The 19,336-nt window shown below is 64.0% G+C and carries 17 protein-coding genes and 1 pseudogene; 8 read left to right on the forward strand and 10 right to left on the reverse strand.

Translation table 11 applies throughout. The features are described from left to right. Positions 1-142 precede the first annotated feature (142 nt). Both AB5K84_RS02565 and AB5K84_RS02570 read right to left on the reverse strand, forming a co-directional pair. Entirely contained in the window at positions 143-814 is a 672-nt protein-coding gene (locus AB5K84_RS02565; protein ID WP_028175667.1) for an OmpA family protein, read from the reverse strand. A gap of 147 nt (positions 815-961) precedes the next feature. Continuing rightward, complete coding sequence (locus AB5K84_RS02570) at positions 962-2,488, reverse strand: caspase family protein (protein ID WP_038967445.1); 1,527 nt, start codon at positions 2,486-2,488, stop codon at positions 962-964. 408 nt (positions 2,489-2,896) lie between these two features. Between AB5K84_RS02570 and AB5K84_RS02575 the strand changes: the two genes are divergently transcribed. Then, complete coding sequence (locus tag AB5K84_RS02575) at positions 2,897-3,703, forward strand: N-acyl homoserine lactonase family protein (RefSeq protein ID WP_038967446.1); 807 nt, start codon at positions 2,897-2,899, stop codon at positions 3,701-3,703. Between the two features lie 314 nt (positions 3,704-4,017). Here the strand turns inward: AB5K84_RS02575 and AB5K84_RS02580 are convergent. After that, positions 4,018-4,503 (reverse strand): annotated as a pseudogene (locus AB5K84_RS02580) (MaoC/PaaZ C-terminal domain-containing protein); the annotation flags it as partial. A 102-nt stretch (positions 4,504-4,605) separates the two neighbouring features. Next, entirely contained in the window at positions 4,606-4,962 is a 357-nt protein-coding gene (locus tag AB5K84_RS02585; protein ID WP_051000370.1) for a hypothetical protein, read from the reverse strand. A gap of 510 nt (positions 4,963-5,472) precedes the next feature. Here AB5K84_RS02585 and AB5K84_RS02590 point away from each other — a divergent pair. Then, positions 5,473-5,772: a hypothetical protein gene (locus AB5K84_RS02590; protein WP_011083180.1), complete on the forward strand. Its 300-nt coding sequence runs from the start codon at positions 5,473-5,475 to the stop codon at positions 5,770-5,772. A gap of 216 nt (positions 5,773-5,988) precedes the next feature. On the opposite strand, the gene AB5K84_RS02595 is transcribed toward AB5K84_RS02590, so the two are convergent. Further along, positions 5,989-6,531: a MarR family winged helix-turn-helix transcriptional regulator gene (locus AB5K84_RS02595; protein ID WP_038967447.1), complete on the reverse strand. Its 543-nt coding sequence runs from the start codon at positions 6,529-6,531 to the stop codon at positions 5,989-5,991. Between the two features lie 110 nt (positions 6,532-6,641). Here AB5K84_RS02595 and AB5K84_RS02600 point away from each other — a divergent pair, with 110 nt between their 5' ends. From AB5K84_RS02600 to fahA, 5 genes are all read left to right on the forward strand, one after another. Next, entirely contained in the window at positions 6,642-8,270 is a 1,629-nt protein-coding gene (locus tag AB5K84_RS02600) for an FAD-dependent oxidoreductase (protein ID WP_011083178.1), read from the forward strand. A gap of 8 nt (positions 8,271-8,278) precedes the next feature. Then, positions 8,279-8,515: a DUF2783 domain-containing protein gene (locus AB5K84_RS02605; protein WP_011083177.1), complete on the forward strand. Its 237-nt coding sequence runs from the start codon at positions 8,279-8,281 to the stop codon at positions 8,513-8,515. A gap of 23 nt (positions 8,516-8,538) precedes the next feature. Further along, positions 8,539-9,495 carry an MBL fold metallo-hydrolase gene (locus tag AB5K84_RS02610; protein WP_011083176.1) on the forward strand — a complete coding sequence of 319 codons (957 nt, stop codon included), beginning with the start codon at positions 8,539-8,541 and terminating at the stop codon, positions 9,493-9,495. 2 nt (positions 9,496-9,497) lie between these two features. Continuing rightward, on the forward strand, positions 9,498-10,844 hold the full coding sequence (gene hmgA / locus AB5K84_RS02615; protein ID WP_038967448.1) for a homogentisate 1,2-dioxygenase: 1,347 nt from the start codon (positions 9,498-9,500) through the stop codon (positions 10,842-10,844). Positions 10,845-10,976: 132 nt separating this feature from the next. Beyond that, positions 10,977-12,248, forward strand: a complete 1,272-nt coding sequence (gene fahA, locus AB5K84_RS02620; RefSeq protein WP_011083174.1) for a fumarylacetoacetase — start codon at positions 10,977-10,979, stop codon at positions 12,246-12,248. Between the two features lie 96 nt (positions 12,249-12,344). On the opposite strand, the gene AB5K84_RS02625 is transcribed toward fahA, so the two are convergent. Together AB5K84_RS02625 and AB5K84_RS02630 are read right to left on the reverse strand one after the other, a co-directional pair. Then, positions 12,345-12,656 (reverse strand): DUF1272 domain-containing protein, encoded by a 312-nt coding sequence (locus tag AB5K84_RS02625; RefSeq protein ID WP_011083173.1) that lies wholly within the window; start codon positions 12,654-12,656, stop codon positions 12,345-12,347. 71 nt (positions 12,657-12,727) lie between these two features. Further along, the gene (locus tag AB5K84_RS02630; protein ID WP_038967454.1) at positions 12,728-13,207 is read right to left on the reverse strand and encodes an Lrp/AsnC family transcriptional regulator; all 480 of its coding nucleotides are present in this window, start codon (positions 13,205-13,207) and stop codon (positions 12,728-12,730) included. A 121-nt stretch (positions 13,208-13,328) separates the two neighbouring features. Here AB5K84_RS02630 and hppD point away from each other — a divergent pair, with 121 nt between their 5' ends. Then, positions 13,329-14,447, forward strand: coding sequence for a 4-hydroxyphenylpyruvate dioxygenase (gene hppD / locus AB5K84_RS02635; RefSeq protein WP_011083171.1), 1,119 nt, complete (start codon positions 13,329-13,331; stop codon positions 14,445-14,447). A gap of 244 nt (positions 14,448-14,691) precedes the next feature. Here the strand turns inward: hppD and AB5K84_RS02640 are convergent, their stop codons facing one another. The 3 genes from AB5K84_RS02640 to AB5K84_RS02650 all read right to left on the reverse strand — a co-directional run bounded on the left by AB5K84_RS02640 (position 14,692) and on the right by AB5K84_RS02650 (position 19,292). After that, entirely contained in the window at positions 14,692-15,804 is a 1,113-nt protein-coding gene (locus tag AB5K84_RS02640) for a CaiB/BaiF CoA transferase family protein (protein ID WP_038967455.1), read from the reverse strand. 205 nt (positions 15,805-16,009) lie between these two features. Beyond that, complete coding sequence (locus tag AB5K84_RS02645) at positions 16,010-16,810, reverse strand: FAD binding domain-containing protein (RefSeq protein WP_011083169.1); 801 nt, start codon at positions 16,808-16,810, stop codon at positions 16,010-16,012. Between the two features lie 139 nt (positions 16,811-16,949). Continuing rightward, positions 16,950-19,292 carry a xanthine dehydrogenase family protein molybdopterin-binding subunit gene (locus AB5K84_RS02650; protein WP_011083168.1) on the reverse strand — a complete coding sequence of 781 codons (2,343 nt, stop codon included), beginning with the start codon at positions 19,290-19,292 and terminating at the stop codon, positions 16,950-16,952. Positions 19,293-19,336 lie beyond the last annotated feature (44 nt).

Genomic DNA, 19,336 nt, shown 5'->3' on the forward strand with positions numbered 1-19,336 from the left:
CCTGGCTCACGGCCATCCGCACGAGGCCTGCTGAGAGCGTTACCCTGAAACAAAGCGGCGTCCCGCAAGGCTGCGGGACGCGCTTTGGAAGCGAGACTTTACACCACATCAGGCACGGTCACTTCAACGGATTGCGTCGTGCTCACTTCGATGCGGTGGTCTTGTTTTCCATGTTGACGACCTGCACGCGGCGGTTGACCTCGGCCATCGGCTGGCTCGGGTCCTTCAGCTTGCTCTTGCCGTAACCGACGGTGACGAGGTCGGTCGCGGAGATGCTGTACTTCTCGACGAGGTAGCGCTTGATCGCATCCGCGCGGCGTTCAGACAGGTCCTGGTTGTAGCTCTCGCCACCGGCGGCGTCGGTGTGGCCGGCGACCACGAAGGTCGAGCCCTTCAGGTCGGGGCTGGTCAGCGCGCGACCGAGAGCCTGCACCGAAGCCAGCGACTTGGTGCTGATGTTGGCGGAGTTGTAGTCGAAGGTGATCTCGAGATCGATGTTCGGCTTGTCCTTGGCGACTGACGCGATTTCCTCGCGCTCGGTCGACGACAGCGAGCGCGTCGAGCGGCCGCGCACGGACTGGATCAGCTTGGTCTCCGACGCGCTCGGCGCGGGGTCGGCCTGCGGCGCGATCGAGAGGCCGCGGGTCAGCGGCTTCTTCTGCGGCGGCGCCAGCGCGCGGACGATCTCGTCCTCGGTGACGTTCTTGCTGTTGCCGTCGTCGCCGGCGAATGCGGGTGAGGCCGGCAGCGACAGCGCGGCGCCAATGGCCATGATGGACAGGATTGCGGTAAGTCCTTTTGCAGCCGATCTCATTGCCAGTCCCTCCTGCGCAGCCGAGCTGCGTGGTTCCAAAATTCCTGCAATAGGCCCCCCGGGAAAGGCCGCCTGCGGCATCCGCCCATTAGTCTTGCCTGGGCCGCCGGGGGTTCGAGGCGTCGGTCGCCTCAATTCAAAAAAATACTAGCGGACTCCGTAGCTTGCGAATTCCTGAACGATGTTCGGATCCATCGCCTTGGCATTGGCAATGTCCAGCGCCCCTTCCTGGGCGGAGCCGTTGCGCTGCTTCGCAATGCCCCGTCCGTACAGCGAGGAGGTGAGGCGGGGATTGATCCTCAGGGCCGCATCGAAATCGGCGATCGCGTTCTTCACCGCTCCCGATTTCAGATTGACGAGCCCCCGGCTGTCCAGCGCATCGACGAAGTTCGGACGCAGCCGCAGCGCTTCGTTGCAATCCTTCAGGGCGCCCTGGAGATCGCCGACCACCGTGCGGGTCCAGCAGCGGTTGTTCAGCGCCTCGACGTCCTTCGAGTTGATCCGGAGCGTGTCGTCGAAATCCTTGATGGCGAGGTTGTAGGCGCCCTTGCTGGCATAGACCTGGCCGCGGCGGTACAGCGCGTTCACGTCGTCAGGATTGGCCGCGATCTTGGCCGTCAGGCCCTTGATGGTGGGGTCCTCCGCGAGGGCGGCCGCGCTAGGCCCGGCGTCCGCGTTCGGCGCGGGAGCGGGATCGGCCGGTTTCACCGGCGGCGGCGGCGGGGGTAAGGCGGCCTCGACCTGCGGCTTCGGTGATGGGGCCGGGACGGGCGCGGGAGCTGGTGCGGCCGCCGTGTCGGCCGGCTTCGGCGGCGGAGGCGGTGATGGTGGCACCGGTGGTGCCGGCGGCGGGTTGTTGGCGACGACGGGTGGCGGCGCGGGGGGCGCGGGCGGCGGCGCCATTGTCGGACGCGATCCGCCGGCTCCCGGAATGAACGAGAAATCTTCGGCCAATGAAGAGGATATCCACGGCACCTGCTCGCCGCGCGAGGCGCGGGTGACGCCCATCTTGGTGCGGTTCAGCGTCTCCTCGGCCATCAGGTCGGGGACGCGGATTTCCTTCAGCAGTTCCTGGACGAACAGGCTGTGCTCGCCGCCGGCGTCCGACACCACCGAGGCCAGCGCCGCCGAATACATCACCAGCGTCCCGTTCGGCGCGATGACCGGGGTCAGGCCGGCCGAGAAGCTGCGGAACCGGCGCTCGAACGGGTTACGCCTCGAGGCATCGATCAGCGCGATCTTGACGCCGGCGCCGCGGGTGTTGAGCTCGCCGAGGACGGCTTCCAGGCTGAAACCGTCGCGGCGCACGTCGGATTCGGTCCAGATTTGCGCGTCGATCGGCAGCATGTAGCTCTGGCGCGCCGACTGGATGCCGAAACCGCTGAAGAACACCAGCGCAACCGAGCCCGGCTTGATCTTGCCGTAGAGCTTGTCGAAGGCGCGGCGCATGCCGTCGCCGGTCAGGTTCTCGCCGATTTCGACCGAAAAGCCGTCGCGCTTGAGCTCGTCGGCGACGTCACGTGCGTCGTTGAGCGGTTCCTTCAGCGGGGCGTCTGCATCCGGATATTTGGCGTTGCCGATGACCAGCGCATAACGGTCGCCGGCCGCAAGCGATGGAGCGGTCGGGACGAGCGAAACGAGCAAGGGAAGAAGGAAAAGGAAGCGAATTTTCATAATCAGCGCGGTCCAGCCAAAAAGGCGCCGTTCCCAGCTTGCGCCGCGGCGACCTTAACTTACGCAATGTGCATTATCAAACCGGGGAGAGGGGGCGTCAACCGCTTGGAGATTCGGCATTATCGCGACGATTGACCGCAACGCATGGGCGCGCCGCGAGGGGAATAAACCAGCCATCTTGGTTGTGCTCGACACGATCCGGTTGGGCATTGCAGCGGCCATCTCAGGGCACCCCTGTTAGGGGAGTTCTTTATTAGGGGAGTCGTGGCGCCGAAAATGTGATTGGTCTCACATTGGAGGGGCCCTCCACGCATCACGCGTGGCGTTTGACCTTTCCGGCGGACAATGGCTTGGTGCGCTCGTACCTCCCCGAAGGTCCACACAAGAAGCAAAACCAAAAGAAAAATCATGGGAAACGCCTACGAAATCTACGCACTGCGCTATGCGACCATGTCGCCGCGCACTCCCAGCATGAACTTCCTGGCGCCGGATCCGCATGACAGCGCGGCGCAGGATCTCGACTACTTCGTCTGGCTGATCCGCGGCGGCGGCCGCGACATCCTGGTCGATACCGGCTTCAATGCCGAGGAGGCGAGCGCACGCGCGCGCAAGCTGACGCTCAATCCGGTCGATGCGCTGGAGCGCTTTGGCGTCAAGGCGTCGGCGATTCGCGACATCATCGTGACGCATTTGCATTACGACCATGCCGGCAATCTCGATCGTTTTGCGAACGCGCGCTTCCATCTCCAGGAGCGCGAGATGGCCTACGCGACCGGCCGCTGCATGTGCAACGGACTGCTGCGACATCCGTTCTCGGTCGAGCACGTCACGCAGATGGTGCGCCATGTCTATGGCGAGCGCGTCAATTTCTATTCGGGCGACGGCGAGGTCGCGCCCGGAATCACCGTGCACCGTGTCGGCGGCCATTCGGACGGCTTGCAGGTGGTCAAGGTCGAGACCGCGCGCGGGCCGGTGGTGCTGGCGTCCGACGCCGCGCATTACTACGCCAACCTGCAGCGCCGCAGCCCGTTTCCGATCGTCTACAATGTCGGCGACATGGCACAGGGCTGGGAGACGATCGAGCGTCTCGCCGGCCACCCCGACAGGTTCATTCCCGGCCACGATCCGATCGTGACGGAGATCTATCCGCGCGCCAGCGACAAGGTCGACGCCTGGGCGCTGCATTTGCCGCCGTCGCGGTCGTTTGCGAAATAGCGGTTGAGACCTGCCCCACGCTCGTCGTCCCGGACAAGCGCGCCAAAAGCGCGCGTAGATCCGGGACCCATAACCCCAGGGAGGAGTCGCCGCGCGAGCTGGCAACTCCGAGTCTTCGCCAAAGATCTCCCTGTGGTTATGGATCCCGGATCTGCGCTTCGCTCTAGACAACGCTTCGCGTTGTCTAGAGCACTGCTTGTCCGGGACGACGATTGAGTTTTGGACGGCGCGCTTGCGCGCCTCCTCACCATGACGGTCAACGAATCATCAGGAATGCAAGGGCGTGTACTTCGTAAATCCGGGATGTTTGCTTTCTAGGGTAAAGCGGACACCCCCCGAACCCGGAATGTCGCCTTGTGACGCACAAGAGACATCAGAGCGAAACCAACCGACGGCAGCTTGTTGAATGGCTTACATCGATGCTTTCGCATCCGGTCGCCTCGCAACGAGAACATTGCCGATGCACTGCAACACCGTCTCGCGTCTTTGGTTGCGCAAGTGGATTTGGTTGCGAAGGATTCCCCTATCGGAGCTCGACCTCGACTCGCGCTTCTCCAGAACAATCGATTCAAGATCGAGGTGGTCTCCGGGGGTACCGCGTTCGGCAGCCTCACCTCATCCCAGCCGAGCCCGGCAAGGACACGGAGCGGAGGCTGTAGTTTGCTCGTTAGCGAGATGAAGATCGCGAACGTGTGGGCACCGGATGCCGTCAGTCCCGCAAAAACTGAGTGCGCAGCAGCTTCCTCATCGATGTGGAAGGGCCGTGCGTCATATTGCTTGGCGAACTGAATAATTTCGTCCTTGGAGACAAAATAGGGGCCGGCCTTGCCGGCTATCGCCAATTTCGGTGTCTTCAAAATAGCCGCTGGTCATAGGTCAATCCCTTACAAGCGCCCGCCAATCTAGGTCATGCTCCCTGGCATGAAGCACCGGATCGATATCTCCGGATAGAGGTCGTTGTAGATCGGCCAGACCATCGTGCGTCCGACTTTGTTCGGTACGGTGATTATGGCATCGTCAGGCACATCGACCCAGATCATCAGTTTGGAGTCGGCGGTTTTCGGCAGTCGCACACGGTAGTGGCCGTCTCTGGCTTCCCAGTCTACGTCTTCGACGGCATGACCGTCGGCGTGCGAACAGCAGAGGCCTTTGCCGCTTGCCAAACTCTCAAACCATTCGAGAAGTGGTGAATTCCTGTAGCGTCCGTCGAGATCGCGCCCCGGCGCCGGCGACATCACCATCGCGATAGCCGCGCTCATGGCGATTTGCGAAATCCCGCGTTTGATCAACGCTGTGCAGTGCCGCCCCATGGTGCCTCCGGGCGAACTGTAACCGCTTGTGAGTAGGTATCTTTCGGCTAAGGGAGGTTCACAAATTGGGGTGAGGCCGAACGTCGCGAAGTATCCGACAAAGTTTGGTAGCCTCGTGTGTTCTAGTTCGCCTGTTGCACACCAAGAGCTAGTGCAAGTGGGACGTGCATAGCGAAGATCAAACAAGGGGGTTTGACCATGCCCTCGATATTCGATTTTCTGTACCGCGAATTTTGTCGTGCGCGTCTCTCTGAAATGCGGAGACAGCTCCTTGTGGCCCGACGCGAAGAGGTTCGGGAAGCCGCATGGGTTCGCTGCACCCTAGACCGGTCTTTGGCCGCACGGCTCTCGACCGGCGTTTTTGCCCAACACCCGGACCTCGCATCATAGGGGCTTCCTGTGAACCTCCGCGGCCACTCCTAGACTTACCCATGGGAGGGTCAATGGAGGGACTAGGTCATGGCTATTGTACAATTCACACGCTTCAAGAGCGACAAACCTGAGGAAATGATCAAGACCGCCAAGCAGGCGAAGGCAATCTTCGAAAAGCACGGCGCTGAATTTCTTCGACTTTCCCGATTTCACACTGGTATGTGGGCTGGGGAGTTTCTTATCGCTACGCGCTATTCCAGTTGGGAAGTGTACGGAAAGGTGCAGGAGGCATTGGCAAAGGATGAAGCATTCACAAAGCTGTACGCGCACACACTAACCTTTGCCGAATTGAAGGGCCGTAACATCGCGGTCGGCATCGATCTCTGAGACTCCGCTGAGAGTTGCGGGCGTAGCGTTAGAGTATTGAGGTTCTGTGAGCCGCATCGGCCGCGCGGCGGCCCTGACCGGCCGCAATGTGCCGACGCCGCCAAGCGCAGTTGTCTTGACCGCGTCGTCGCTTCGGCATCGGGCCGCCGTCGGCCGAGCGGAAAGTCGCGACAAAGACGGCTCAGCAACTACATGCTGGAGCGTCTATTCCGCACCCTAATACGCCTGCTTGGCATCCGCCTCTTCGCTGGTCTGGATCAGGTCGAGACTCTGCTCGATCTTGCCGAGCAGAGCCGAGAGCTGCTTGCGCTCCTGCGCCGAGAGGCAGGCGAGGATCTCGTCCTCCCGCCGCAGCAATTGCGGGAACAGCTCCTCGTAGAGCGCGCGGCCTTTCTTGGTCAGTTGCAGGCGGAATTCGCGGCGGTCGGCCTCGTTCTCGACCCGCTCGATCAGCCCTTCATGCAACAGCATGGTGACGGCGCGGCTGATGGTGGATTTGTGCGTGCGGGTGCATTGCGAGATGTACTGCGCGCTACAGGCATCGTTGCGGAAACCGAGCGTCGCGATCACGCGCCAGGCCGGAATGTCGAGGCCGTGACGCTCCTGATATTCGACCGCGAGCGCGGAACTCACCTCCGCGGCAAGCCGGTTGAGGCGGAACGGCACGAACTTGAACAGATCGAGCCGCGTTTTTTGCCGCGGCGACGCCTCGCCCGCCTCTTGTCTCTGCAGCGCCGCATCGCTGGATGTCCTCGCCAAGGCTTGCGCTCCGAATTCCAGTTGACGGCCGGCCGGCTCCGGTCCAAAATAGTTGCACGTGAGACTATCTAGCAGATCAGCCCTCTTCTGACCAGAGCCGAGGTTAGCGCATGGCGCAGGTCAATGTGCATCAGACCAAGACCCAATTCGGCTATCGCCGCCACCCCGATCAGGACCGTCCCGGGCAAAGCCCGGCCGAGCATCCGGTTGTGGTTGTCGGCGCGGGCCCGGTCGGACTGTCGCTGGCGATCGACCTCGCGCAGCGCGGCCAGAGCGTCGTCCTTCTGGATGATGCCGACCGCATCGGCGAAGGCTCGCGCGCGATCTGCTTCTCGAAGCGCTCGCTGGAGTACTGGGACCGGCTTGGCGTCGGCGACCGCATGGTCGGGAAGGGCGTGGTGTGGAGCGTCGGTCGCATCTTCCACGGCGAGTCCCAGCTCTACCAGTTCAACCTGCTGCCGGAAGACGGTCACAAGCGGCCGGCCTTCATCAATCTCCAGCAATATTACGCCGAGGCCTATCTGGTCGATCGCATCAGCGATCTGCCTGAGGTCGACCTGCGCTGGCGCAACAAGGTGACCGCGCTGGAGCAGCGCAACGATTCCGTCGCGCTGACGATCGAGACGCCGGAGGGCGCCTACCGCCTGCACGCGCAATATGTCGTCGCCTGCGACGGCGCGCGGTCGTCGCTGCGGCAGATGGTTGGCGCCGAGTTCGCCGGCCAGGTGTTCGAGGACCAGTTCCTGATCGCCGACGTCAAGATGACGGCGGAATTCCCGACCGAGCGCTGGTTCTGGTTCGATCCGCCGTTCCATGCGGGACGCTCGGCGCTGCTGCACCGGCAGCCCGACGATGTCTGGCGCATCGATCTCCAGCTCAATCGCTACGCCGATCCGGTCGTCGAGAAGAAGCCGGAAAACGTGCGGCCGCGGATCGCGCGCATGCTGGGCCACGACAAGTTCGAGTTCGAGTGGATCTCGCTCTACAAATTCCAGTGCCGGCGCATGGACCGCTTCATCCATGGCCGCGTGATCTTCGCCGGCGACTCCGCGCATCAGGTCTCGCCCTTCGGTGCGCGCGGCGCCAATTCGGGACTCGAGGACGCGGAAAACCTGTCCTGGAAGCTCGACCGCGTCCTGCGCGGCACCTCGCCCGCGAGCCTGCTGGAGAGCTACCACGCCGAGCGCAGCATGGCGGCGGATGAGAACATCCGCGAATCCACCCGCTCGACCGATTTCATGGCGCCGAACTCGCACCAGGAGGCGCGGCTGCGCAAGGCGGTGCTGTCGCTCGCCAAGGAGACCGAATTCGGCAAGCGCATGGTCAATGGCGGCCGGCTCTCGGTGCCGTGCAGCTATGATACGTCGCTGTCGTCGCCCGATGCGGATATGTGGGGCGCTGGCCCGCGGCCCGGCTGTTCCATGTTGGATGCGCCGGTTGCCTCAAGCGCGGGTGAGCAGGCCTATCTGACGGATGTATTCCGCAAGGGCGGAACAGACTTCACCTTGCTGTCGTTCAGCAATGGCACGGAGCTCGGCGTGCCCGAAGGCGTGAAGGATATCCGCATCGGCGGCGAGGGCGGCCTTGCCGATCCCTCGGGCCTCGTCGCAAGGCGCTACGACGCCGACGCGGGTGCTGCCTATCTGCTCAGGCCCGATGGTTACGTTGCTGCGCGGTTCCGTCATCCGACGCGCGAGACCATTGCTGCGGCGCTGTCGCGCGCCGAAGGCTTGAATTGAGGTTTGGTATGCCGCTGTCCACCAGTTCCAACTTCGCACGCCCGGACGACGCCTTTCGCGCCATCGTCGAGGCGCATCGCGGCCTCACGGAGGAGCAGAGCGCCGATTTCGACGCGGCATTGGTGCTGATCCTCGCCAACCATATCGGCGACATCGATGTGCTGCGGGAAGCGATCGGGCTCGCCAAGCGCCGCATGATCGACGGCCAGCAGCAGCAACAACAGCAACAACAGCAACAACAATAACCCTGTGACCTAAGGATGAATTGATGGCGAAGAACTTCGCGTCCACCGGCGATCTCGCCGAGAAGAAGATCACCTTCTCCGAGATCGGCGCCGATCTCTATGCTTTTACCGCGGAGGGCGATCCGAACACGGCCGTGATCGTCGGCGACGACGGCTGCCTCGTGTTCGACGCGCAGGCAACGCCCGCGATGGCGAACAAGGTGATCGAGCGCGTCCGTACCGTCACCGACAAGCCGATCAAATATGTCGTGCTGTCGCACTATCACGCCGTGCGCGTGCTGGGGGCCTCCGCCTACAAGGCGCAAGGTATCGTCGCCTCGCAGGAGACCTATCGTCTCATCGAGGAGCGCGGCAAGCAGGATTGGGATTCCGAATACGGCCGCTTCCCGCGCCTGTTCCAGGACGCGCAAAGCATTCCCGGCCTGACCTGGCCGACGCTGACCTTCGAAGGCGAGATGTCGATCTATCTCGGCAAGCGCGAGGTGCGCTTGATGCAGCTCGGTGCCGGCCACACCTCGGGCGACATCGTCGCCTGGGTGCCGGATGCCGAAGTGATGTTCTCCGGCGACCTCATCGAATATCACTCGGCCTGCTATTGCGGCGATGCGCATTTGCGCGAATGGCCGCTGACGCTGAACGAGATCCGCAACTTCAATCCCAAGGCGATTGCGCCGGGCCGCGGCGATGCGCTGAAGGGCGCAGCCACCGTGCGCGAGGCCATCGCGATGACGCGCGACTTCGTCACCTCGCTCTATGGCGCCGCCGAAATCTCGGTCGCCAAAGGACGCACGCTGAAGGAATCGATGGCGGCGACGCGCGAGGTGATGGATCCGAAATTCCACAGCTTCGCCATCTACGAGCACTGCCTGCCGTTCAACGTGTCGCGCGCCTATGACGAAGCGTCGGGGATCGACGATCCCGTGATCTGGACCGACAAGCGCGATCAGGAGATGTGGGCTGCCTTGCAAGGAGGAGGATAGTCATGAACATCAATACCTCGCCCGATCAGATCATCCGAAGCTCGGCCCAGGTCACGCCGGGCTACATGTCCGGCTTCGGGAACAGCTTTGAGACGGAAGCCCTGCCTGGCGCGCTGCCGATCGGGCGCAACTCGCCGCAGCGCTGCGCCTACGGGCTCTATGCCGAGCAGCTCTCGGGTTCGCCCTTCACCGCGCCGCGCGGCACCAATGAGCGCTCCTGGCTCTACCGCATCCGTCCCTCGGTGAAGCATTCGGGGCGCTTCGAGAAGGCCGATGCGGGCCTGTGGCGCTCGGCGCCGTGCCATGAATACGATCTGCCCATCGCCCAGATGCGCTGGGACCCGACGCCGGTGCCGAAGGAGGAGGTGACCTTCGTTCAGGGCGTGCAGACCATGACGACGGCCGGCGACGTCAATACGCAGGCCGGCATGGCCGCGCATGTCTATCTCATCACCAAGTCGATGGTGGACCAGCATTTCTACAATGCCGACGGCGAGCTGATGTTCGTGCTCCAGCAGGGGAACCTGCGCCTCGTCACCGAGTTCGGCCGCATCGACGCCGAGCCCGGCGAGATCGTGGTGATCCCGCGCGGCGTAAAATTCCGCGTCGAGATTCCGAACGGGCCGGCGCGCGGTTATCTCTGCGAGAACTACGGCGGCGCCTTCACGCTGCCGGAGCGCGGGCCGATCGGCGCCAACTGCCTCGCCAATGCGCGCGACTTCCTGACGCCGGTCGCGAACTACGAGGACAAGGACACGCCGACCGAGTTGTTCGTGAAATGGGGCGGGTCGCTGTTCAAGACCACCTTGCCGCATTCGCCGATCGACGTCGTCGCCTGGCACGGCAATTACGCGCCCTATAAATACGATCTGCGCACCTTCTCTCCGGTCGGCGCGATCGGCTTCGACCATCCCGATCCGTCGATCTTCACCGTGCTGACCTCGCCGTCGGAGACCGCGGGCACCGCGAACATCGATTTCGTGATCTTCCCGGAGCGCTGGATGGTCGCCGACAACACCTTCCGGCCGCCGTGGTACCACATGAACATCATGAGCGAGTTCATGGGCCTGATCTACGGCGTCTACGACGCCAAGCCGCAGGGCTTCGTCCCCGGCGGCATGAGCCTGCACAATTGCATGCTGCCGCACGGCCCGGATCGTGATGCCTTCGAGCACGCCAGCAACGGCGAATTGAAGCCGGTGAAGCTGACCGGCACCATGGCCTTCATGTTCGAGACCCGCTACCCGCAGCGCGTCACCGCGCATGCCGCGAACGCGTCCACGCTCCAGGACGATTACGCCGATTGCTGGAAGGGCCTGGAGAAGCGGTTCGATCCGAACAGGCCGTAGTGACTTCGTCATTCCGGGATGCGCCAGAGGCGCAGGCCCGGAATCCATACTCACGATCGTGGTTATGGATTCCGGGCTCGCGCTCCGGAATGACGGCGGAGAAACCGTTTCAGAACATCCGGCAGGAAACCAATGCCCCACCCCAACGATCCCAGCCTCCGCTCCTTCATCGACGTCGATCCGGCCTCCGACTTCCCGATCCAGAACCTGCCCTATGGCGTGTTCTCGACCGCGGCCAGCCCGACGCCGCGGGTTGGCGTCGCGATCGGCAATTACGTGCTCGATCTCTGGGAGCTCGAGCAGGACTCGCGTCTCGATGTCGGCGCGCTCGGCGTGTTCTCGGGCGCCTCGCTCAATCCGTTCATGGCGCTGGGGCCGAAGGTCTGGGCAAGGACGCGGGCGCGGATCAGCGAGCTCCTGCGCGCGGATCATCCGGAGCTGCGCGACAATGAGGAGCTGCGCAAGCAGGCCCTGGTGCCGATGCGCGACGCCAAGCTGCACATGCCGTTCGCGGTCTCCGGCTACACCGATTTCTATTCGTCCAGGGAGCACGCCACCAATGTCGGCGTGATGTTCCGCGGCAAGGACAATGCGTTGCAGCCGAACTGGCTGCATATGCCGATCGCCTATAACGGCCGCGCGTCCACGGTCGTGGTGTCAGGTACCAACGTGAAGCGCCCGCGCGGGCAGTTGAAGCCGCCGAATGTCGACGTGCCGAGCTTTGGTCCCTGCAAGCGGCTCGATTTCGAGTTGGAGATGGGCGTGGTGGTCGGCCAGCCCTCAGCCATGGGCGGCATGCTCACCGAGCAACAGGCCGAAGAGATGATCTTCGGCTTCGTGCTGCTCAACGACTGGAGCGCGCGCGACATCCAGCAATGGGAGTACGTGCCGCTCGGTCCGTTCCTGGCAAAGGCGTTTGCGACCTCGATCAGCCCGTGGGTGGTGACGCGCGAGGCGCTGGAGCCGTTCCGGCTGAAGGGGCCGGAGCAGGAGCCGGTGCCGCTCGATTATCTCAAGCAGGCCAAGCCGCAGAATTACAGCATCGAGCTCGACGTCTCGCTGCGGCCCGGCGGCGCCAACGCGCCCACCAGCATCAGCCGCACCAATTTCAAGTACATGTACTGGTCCTCGGTGCAGCAGCTCATGCACCACGCCTCCTCTGGCTGCGCCATGAATGTCGGAGATCTCTTAGGGAGCGGCACCATCTCCGGCCCGGAGAAGAACCAGCGCGGCAGCCTGCTCGAGATCAGCTGGAACGGCACCGAGCCGGTCGAACTCCCCGGCGGCATCAAGCGCTCGTTCCTGGAGGACGGCGACAGCCTCGTCATGCGCGGCTGGTGCCAGGGCGCCGGCTATCGCGTCGGGTTCGGCCAGGTCGAGGGGACGATTTTGCCGGCGGAGTGAGATGGTCGTCATTCCGGGGCGATGCGAAGCATCGAACCCGGAATCTCGAGGTTCCGGGTTCGCGCTTCGCGCGCCCCGGAACGACGAGTTGGAAATTCAACGCCTCTCCGGCGGCACGTCGCGTATCCGCGCGCAATGTGCCGCGACATCCTCCACGCTGTATTTCAGATGCACCCGCTTGTCCGACGGCGCCTGCCTGGTCGTGCACACGCCCGGCCGCCATTCCTGCGTGGGGCGGATCGGGCGCGGCGCAAAGCCGCCGCCGCAATTCGGGCAGACGTTGGAGAGCTTGGTCTCGACGCAGTCCGCACAGAACGTGCATTCATAGGAGCAGATCCGCGCATCCGTTGCGTCAGGCGGCAGGTCGCGGTCGCAATATTCGCAGTTCGGTCGAAGCTGGAGGGCCATGGTCGAATCTCCGGATCGGCCGGATCATCGCAGACGGCGCGTGACGCGCGAATGCCGTAGTTCCCTCGATTTCAGCCAGCCTTCAGCTCCTTCAGCGGCAGCTTCGAGCTTTCCTTCAGCCGGTCCAGCACGATCGAGGAGCGCACATGCGCCACGCTCTGGTGCGGCATCAACACGTCGTTGACGAGGTTGGAGAGGCCCTTCAGGTCGCGCAGCACGGCTTTCAGCACGTAATCGGCATCGCCCGTCAGCGAGTAGGCCTCCTGGATCTCGTCGATGCGGTTCACCAGCGCGCGGAAGCGCTTGGAATTGTCCGGCGAGTGGGTCGCGAGCCCCACCTGGATGAAGGCGATCACGCCGAAGCCGAGCGCCTCGCTGGAGAGATCGGCGTGATAGCCCGCGATCACCTTCTCCTCCTCCAGCCGCATCCGCCGCCGCGAGCATTGCGAGGCCGAGAGACCTGCGAGCTCCGCAAGCTCCTGGTTGGTGAGGCGGCCGTCGTCCTGGAGCGCGCCGAGAATCCTGAGGTCGAAGGCGTCCACCGAAATCATGCGGGCTTTGTCCATTTGATGCACGGATCGTGCATATGATAGTCAAATGTCGTCCCGTTTGCACGCCCCTTGCGCGTCCCATGAAGGATAGTTCCTGCCAGCAGCCATTTGGGAGAGCAGCATGGGTCCGTTTCCGCACGATGCACCGCCGGCCACGATCAGCGCCGACAATCCGATGGGCACCGACGGCTTCGAGTTCGTCGAATATGCGCATCCCAATCCGGAACAGCTGCACGCGCTGTTCAAGCTGATGGGCTATGTGCCCGTCGCGCGCCACAAGACCAAGGCGATCACGGTCTATCGCCAGGGCGACATCAACTATCTCGTCAACGAGGAGCCCGGCACCCACGGCTACGATTTCGTTGCCGCGCACGGTCCCTGTGCGCCGTCGATGGCGTTTCGCGTCGTCGATGCGAAGGCGGCCTACGACCGCGCGATTGCGCTCGGCGCCGAGCCCGCCAACGTGTCATCCGCGCAGAAGGCGCTCGACGTGCCCGCGATCAAGGGCATCGGCGGCAGCCTGCTCTATTTCGTCGATCGCTACGGCGCCAAGGGCTCGGCCTATGATTCCGAGTACGAGTGGCTGGGCGCGCGCGATCCCAAGCCGGTCGGTGCCGGCCTGTTCTATCTCGACCACCTCACCCACAACGTCCATCGCGGCCGCATGGATGTCTGGACCGGCTTCTACGAAAGGCTGTTCAACTTCCGCCAGATCCGCTTCTTCGACATCGAGGGCCGTGCCTCCGGCCTGTTCTCGCGCGCGCTGACCAGCCCCGACGGCAAGATCCGGATTCCGATCAACGAGGACGCCGGCGATTCCGGCCAGATCGAGGAATATCTGAAGATCTATCGCGGCGAAGGCATCCAGCACATCGCCTGCGGCTGCCGCGACATCCACCAGACCATCGAAGGCCTGCGCGAAGCCGGCCTGCCCTTCATGCCCTCGCCGCCCGAGACCTATTTCGAGCGGATCGACGCGCGCCTGCCGAAGCATGGCGAGGACATCGCACGGCTTCAGAAGAACGGCATCCTGATCGACGGCGAAGGCGTGGTGGACGGCGGCCAGACCAAGGTGCTGCTGCAGATCTTCTCGGCCAACGCGATCGGCCCGATCTTCTTCGAGTTCATCCAGCGCAAGGGCGACGACGGCTTTGGCGAGGGCAACTTCAAGGCCCTGTTCGAGTCGATCGAGGAGGACCAGATCCGGCGTGGGGTGTTGAAGGTGGATGATGCGGCGTAGCTCGTCGCTATTGCCTGCATTTGCCGCCTCATAACAGGTGTCGTCCCGGACAAGCGCAAGCGCCGATCCGGGACCCATAGCCGCAGGGAGGAGTTGCGGCGCGAAAGCGGTAACTCCGAGTCCCGTAACCACAACGGCCTGTGGTTATGGATCCCGGATCAGCGCTCCGCTCTAGGCAACGCTACGCGTTGTCGAGAGCTGCGCTTGTCCGGGACGACAGCGGAGCGTGTTGCGACGGCGGAGATTATTTCGCCGCCTGCCACGCCTTCGTCACCGCCGCGATCTCCGCGCCCTCCGGCTCGCGCACCGCTGATGGCGTCCGTGAGAACCTTGGTGCGGGCGCAGGTTGTTTCACGCCGTGGCGCTCGACGAACACCTGTCGGGCGACCATGTGCGGATGTTGCGTGGCCTCCGACATGGTCAGCACCGGCGCGAAGCAGATGTCGGTGCCTTCCATGATCTTGCACCAGTCCTCGCGCGTCTTGCTCTTGAACACGGCTTTCAGCTTTTCCTTCAGCGCCGGCCAGGCCTTGCGGTCCATCTGCGCGTCGAAATCGGCGTCGGTCAGGCCCGCGTGCTGGCGCAGCAGCGCGTAGAACTGCGGCTCGATCGAGCCGATCGAGACGAAATGGCCGCAGGCGCATTCGTAGACGCCGTAGAAATGCGCGCCGCCGTCGAGGAAGTTCTGGTTGCGCCCTTCGGTCCAGCGGCCGATCGTGGTCATGTCGAAGAAGAACGACATCAGCGATGCCGCGCCGTCGCACATCGCGGCATCGACCACCTGGCCCTTGCCGGACCTCGATGCTTCGAGCAGGGCCGCGAGCACGCCGACGACGAGGTAGAGCGCACCGCCGCCGAAATCGCCGACCAGGTTGAGCGGCGGCACCGGCGCCTCCTTCGGGCCGATCGCGGCGAGCGCGCCGGTGATGGAGATGTAGTTGATGTCGTGGCCGGCGGCATTCGCGAGCGGGCCTTCCTGGCCCCAGCCGGTCATGCGGCCGTAGACGAGCTTTGGGTTGCGCGCGAGCACCATTTCGGGGCCCAGTCCGAGCCGCTCCATCACGCCGGGACGAAAACCTTCGACCAGCGCATCGGCGCTCGCAAGCAGGTCGAGCACCTGTGCGATCGCCGCCTTGTCCTTGAGGTCGAGCTCGATCACCTTGCGGCCGCGGCCCGCCACCGACTTCATGCTCTTCTTGGCGCCGACCCGGTCGAGCGTGACGACGTCGGCGCCCATGTCGGCCAGCATCATGCAGGCGAACGGGCCGGGCCCGATGCCGGCGAATTCGACGATGCGGAAGCCCGAGAGCGGGCCGGAGGCGCGGACGGACGAGGTGGGGGCTGATTTGTCGAGCACGTTGTTGTTTCCTCGGGTCGCGGGCAAGTGCCGGTGGTCCGGCAAACGCCTCACGTTGCTCTTGGGGGCGAGTTAATCGGCTGATTAACTTTTCTCGCCTTCCCGCCAGCGAGGCAAGCGGTTTTCATGCATGGGCGCATAATAAAAGCGGCGCGCATTTCTGCGCGCCGCGGAAAATTTGCGTTCAGTCGCTAGAGCGGGATCGTCAGCCTGCGGCGGCCACCGCACGCTGCGCCATCACCTTGATGAGGTTCGCACGATACTCCGACGTGCCGTGGATGTCGGACAGAAGTCCGCTCGCCGAAATAGTCACGCTGTCGATCGCCGACGGCGACCAGTTGGCCTTGAGCGCGGCTTCGATGGCGGGAATGCGCACCACGCCGCTCTGCGAGGCGCCCGTGGCGGCAACGCGGACATCGCCCGACTTCGTCTGCGCGACGAACACGCCGGTCAGCGCAAAGCGCGAGGCCGGATGCGGGAATTTCGCGTAGCCCGCTTTCCCCGGAACCGGGAACGACACGGCGGTGATGATCTCGCCGTCCTCGAGCGCCGTCGTAAACAGGCCCTTGAAGAAATCCTCCGCCGAGATCGAACGCTTGTTGGTCTTCACGGTGGCACCGAGCGCCAGCGTCGCGGCCGGATAATCCGCGGCAGGGTCGTTGTTGGCGAGCGAGCCGCCGATCGTGCCGCGGTAGCGCACGGCGGGGTCGCCGATCAGCGACGCGAGATAGGCGAGCGCGGGGATCGCCTTCTTCGCGGCATCGCTGGTCGCCACGTCGTAATGCGGCGTGGCGGCCTTGATGGTCAGCGTGTCGCCGGCGGCCTCGATGCCGATCATGTCCTTGATCTTGCCGAGGTCGATCACGTCGGACGGGCTGGCGAGGCGCTGCTTCATCACCGGCAGCAGCGTCTGGCCGCCGGACAGGAATTTCGCCTCGCTGCTCTTGCCGAACAGGCTGGCGGCTTCGTCGACCGAGGAGGCGCGATGATAGGTTGTCTGGTACATCTTGGTTGCTCCTGAAATCTTTTCTCTGTCATTCCGGGATGCGCCGCAGGCGCAGACCCGGAATCTCGAGGTTGAATTCGTGGCTCCAGATTCCGGGTTCGACGCTTCGCGTCGCCCCGGAATGACGATGATGAGGCGGTTAAGCCGCGTGGATCGTGCGCCACACCCGGTCAGGGGTTGCGGGCATTTCCAGATTGTTCTTGCCGATCGCATCCGTGATCGCGTTGATCACGGCCGCTGACGCCCCGATCGCGCCGGCCTCACCGCAACCCTTGATGCCGAGCGGATTGCCCGGGCACAGCGTCGTGGTGTGGGAGAGGTTGAACGAGGGCACATCGTCGGCGCGCGGCATGGCATAGTCCATGAACGAGGCCGTGACCGGCTGGCCGTTGGCGTCGTAGATCGCGTGCTCGAGCAGCGCCTGTCCGATGCCTTGAACCAAGCCGCCATGGACCTGGCCCTCGACGATCATCGGGTTGATCAGCCGGCCGAAATCGTCGGCCGCGACGAAGTTGACGAAGGAGGTCTTGCCGGTGCCGGGATCGACCTCAAGCTCGCAGATATAGGTACCGGCCGGGAAGGTGAAGTTGGTCGGATCGTAGAAGGCGCTTTCTTTCAGGCCGGGCTCCATCCCGTCAGGCAGATTGTGCGCGGTGTAGGCCGCGAGCGCGACCATCGGGAAGGCGATCGCCTTGTCGGTGCCCGTCACCTTGAACTCGCCGTTCTCGATGACGATGTCGGCTTCCGACGCTTCCAATGCGTGCGCGGCGATCTTCTTGGCCTTGGACTCCATCTTCTCCATGGCCTTCAGGATCGCGGTGAGGCCGACGGCCGCCGAGCGCGAGCCGTAGGTGCCCATGCCGAACTGCACCTTGTCGGTGTCGCCATGAACGATCGAGACCTGGCTGATGGGAACCCCCAGGCGCTCCGCGACGAGTTGGCAGAACGTCGTCTCGTGACCCTGGCCGTGGCTGTGCGAGCCCGTGAGGATCTCGATGGTGCCGACCGGGTTGACGCGCACCTCGGCGGATTCCCAAAGGCCGACGCCCGCCCCCAGGCTGCCGACGGCCTTCGACGGCGCGATGCCGCAGGCCTCGATGTAGCAGGACACGCCGATGCCGCGCAGCTTGCCGTCCGCCTTGGCCTTGGCCTTGCGCGCGGCGAAGCCGGCATAGTCGATCGCCTTCATCGCGGCGTCGAGCGAAGCGTTAAAGTCGCCGGTGTCATAGGCCATGATCACGGGCGTCTGGTGCGGGAACTGGGTGATGAAGTTGGTCCGGCGCAGCGCGGCCGGATCGACCTTCAACTGCCGCGCCGCCGTCTCCATCAGCCGTTCGATCAAATAGCTCGCCTCGGGGCGGCCCGCGCCACGATAGGCGTCGACCGGCGTGGTGTTGGTGTAGACCCCGATCACCTCGGCATGGATCGCCGGGATGTTGTACTGGCCCGACAGCAGCGTCGCGTAGAGATAGGTCGGTACCGACGAGGAGAACAGCGACATGTAGGCGCCGAAATTGGCGTAGGTCTTCACCTTGAGGCCGGTGATCTTGTTGCTGGCATCGAACGCCATCTCGGCATGGGTCACATGGTCGCGGCCATGCGCGTCGGTGAGGAAGGCCTCGGTGCGGTCGCCGGTCCATTTCACGGGACGGCCGACCTTCTTCGAGGCCCACAGCGCCACCATCTCCTCCGGATAGATGAAGATCTTGGAGCCGAAGCCGCCGCCGACGTCGGGCGCGATCACCCGCAGCTTGTGTTCGGGCGCGATGTTGTAGAACGCCGACAGCACGAGGCGGGCGACGTGCGGGTTCTGCGACGTCGTGTAGAGCGTGAAATGCTCCTCCGCGGCGTCGTAATCGGCGATCGCCGCGCGCGGCTCCATCGCGTTCGGCGCGAGGCGGTTGTTGGTGACGTCGAGCTTCACGACATTGGCGGCCTTGGCGAAGGCCGCATCGGTGGCGCCCTCGTCGCCGATCACCCAGTCATAGACCTGGTTGCCGGGAGCCTCGGGATGAAGCTGCGGCGCGCCGGCCTTGATCGCGGCGTGGACGTCGGCGACCGCGGGAAGTTCCTCGTAATCGACGACGACAGCTTCCGCCGCGTCGCGCGCCAGGTTCTTGCTGTCGGCGATCACGACCGCGACGGCCTGACCGACGAAGCGCACCGTCTCCGGCGCCATCGCCGGCCATGCGCCCATCTTCATCGGGCTGCCGTCCTTGGAGGTGATGGCCCAGCCGCAAATCAGGTTGCCGACCTTGTCGTCGACGATCTGCTGCCCCGTGAGCACCGCGACCACGCCCGGCATCTTCAGCGCGGCGGAAGAGTCGATCTTCTTGACCTTGGCGTGCGCGTGCGGGCTTCTGATGAAATGGGCATGGGTCATGCCCACCAATTTGATGTCGTCGACGTAGCGGCCCTTGCCGGTAATGAAACGCTTGTCTTCCTTGCGCACGACTCGCGCGCCGATGCCTTCAACACCCATGTCTGGTCCTCCCGACCGGAATTATTTTGACTGCGCTTTCCATC

The organism is Bradyrhizobium sp. 1200_D9_N1_1 (genome assembly GCF_052075915.1).
Classification (GTDB): Bacteria; Pseudomonadota; Alphaproteobacteria; order Rhizobiales; family Xanthobacteraceae; genus Bradyrhizobium; species Bradyrhizobium diazoefficiens.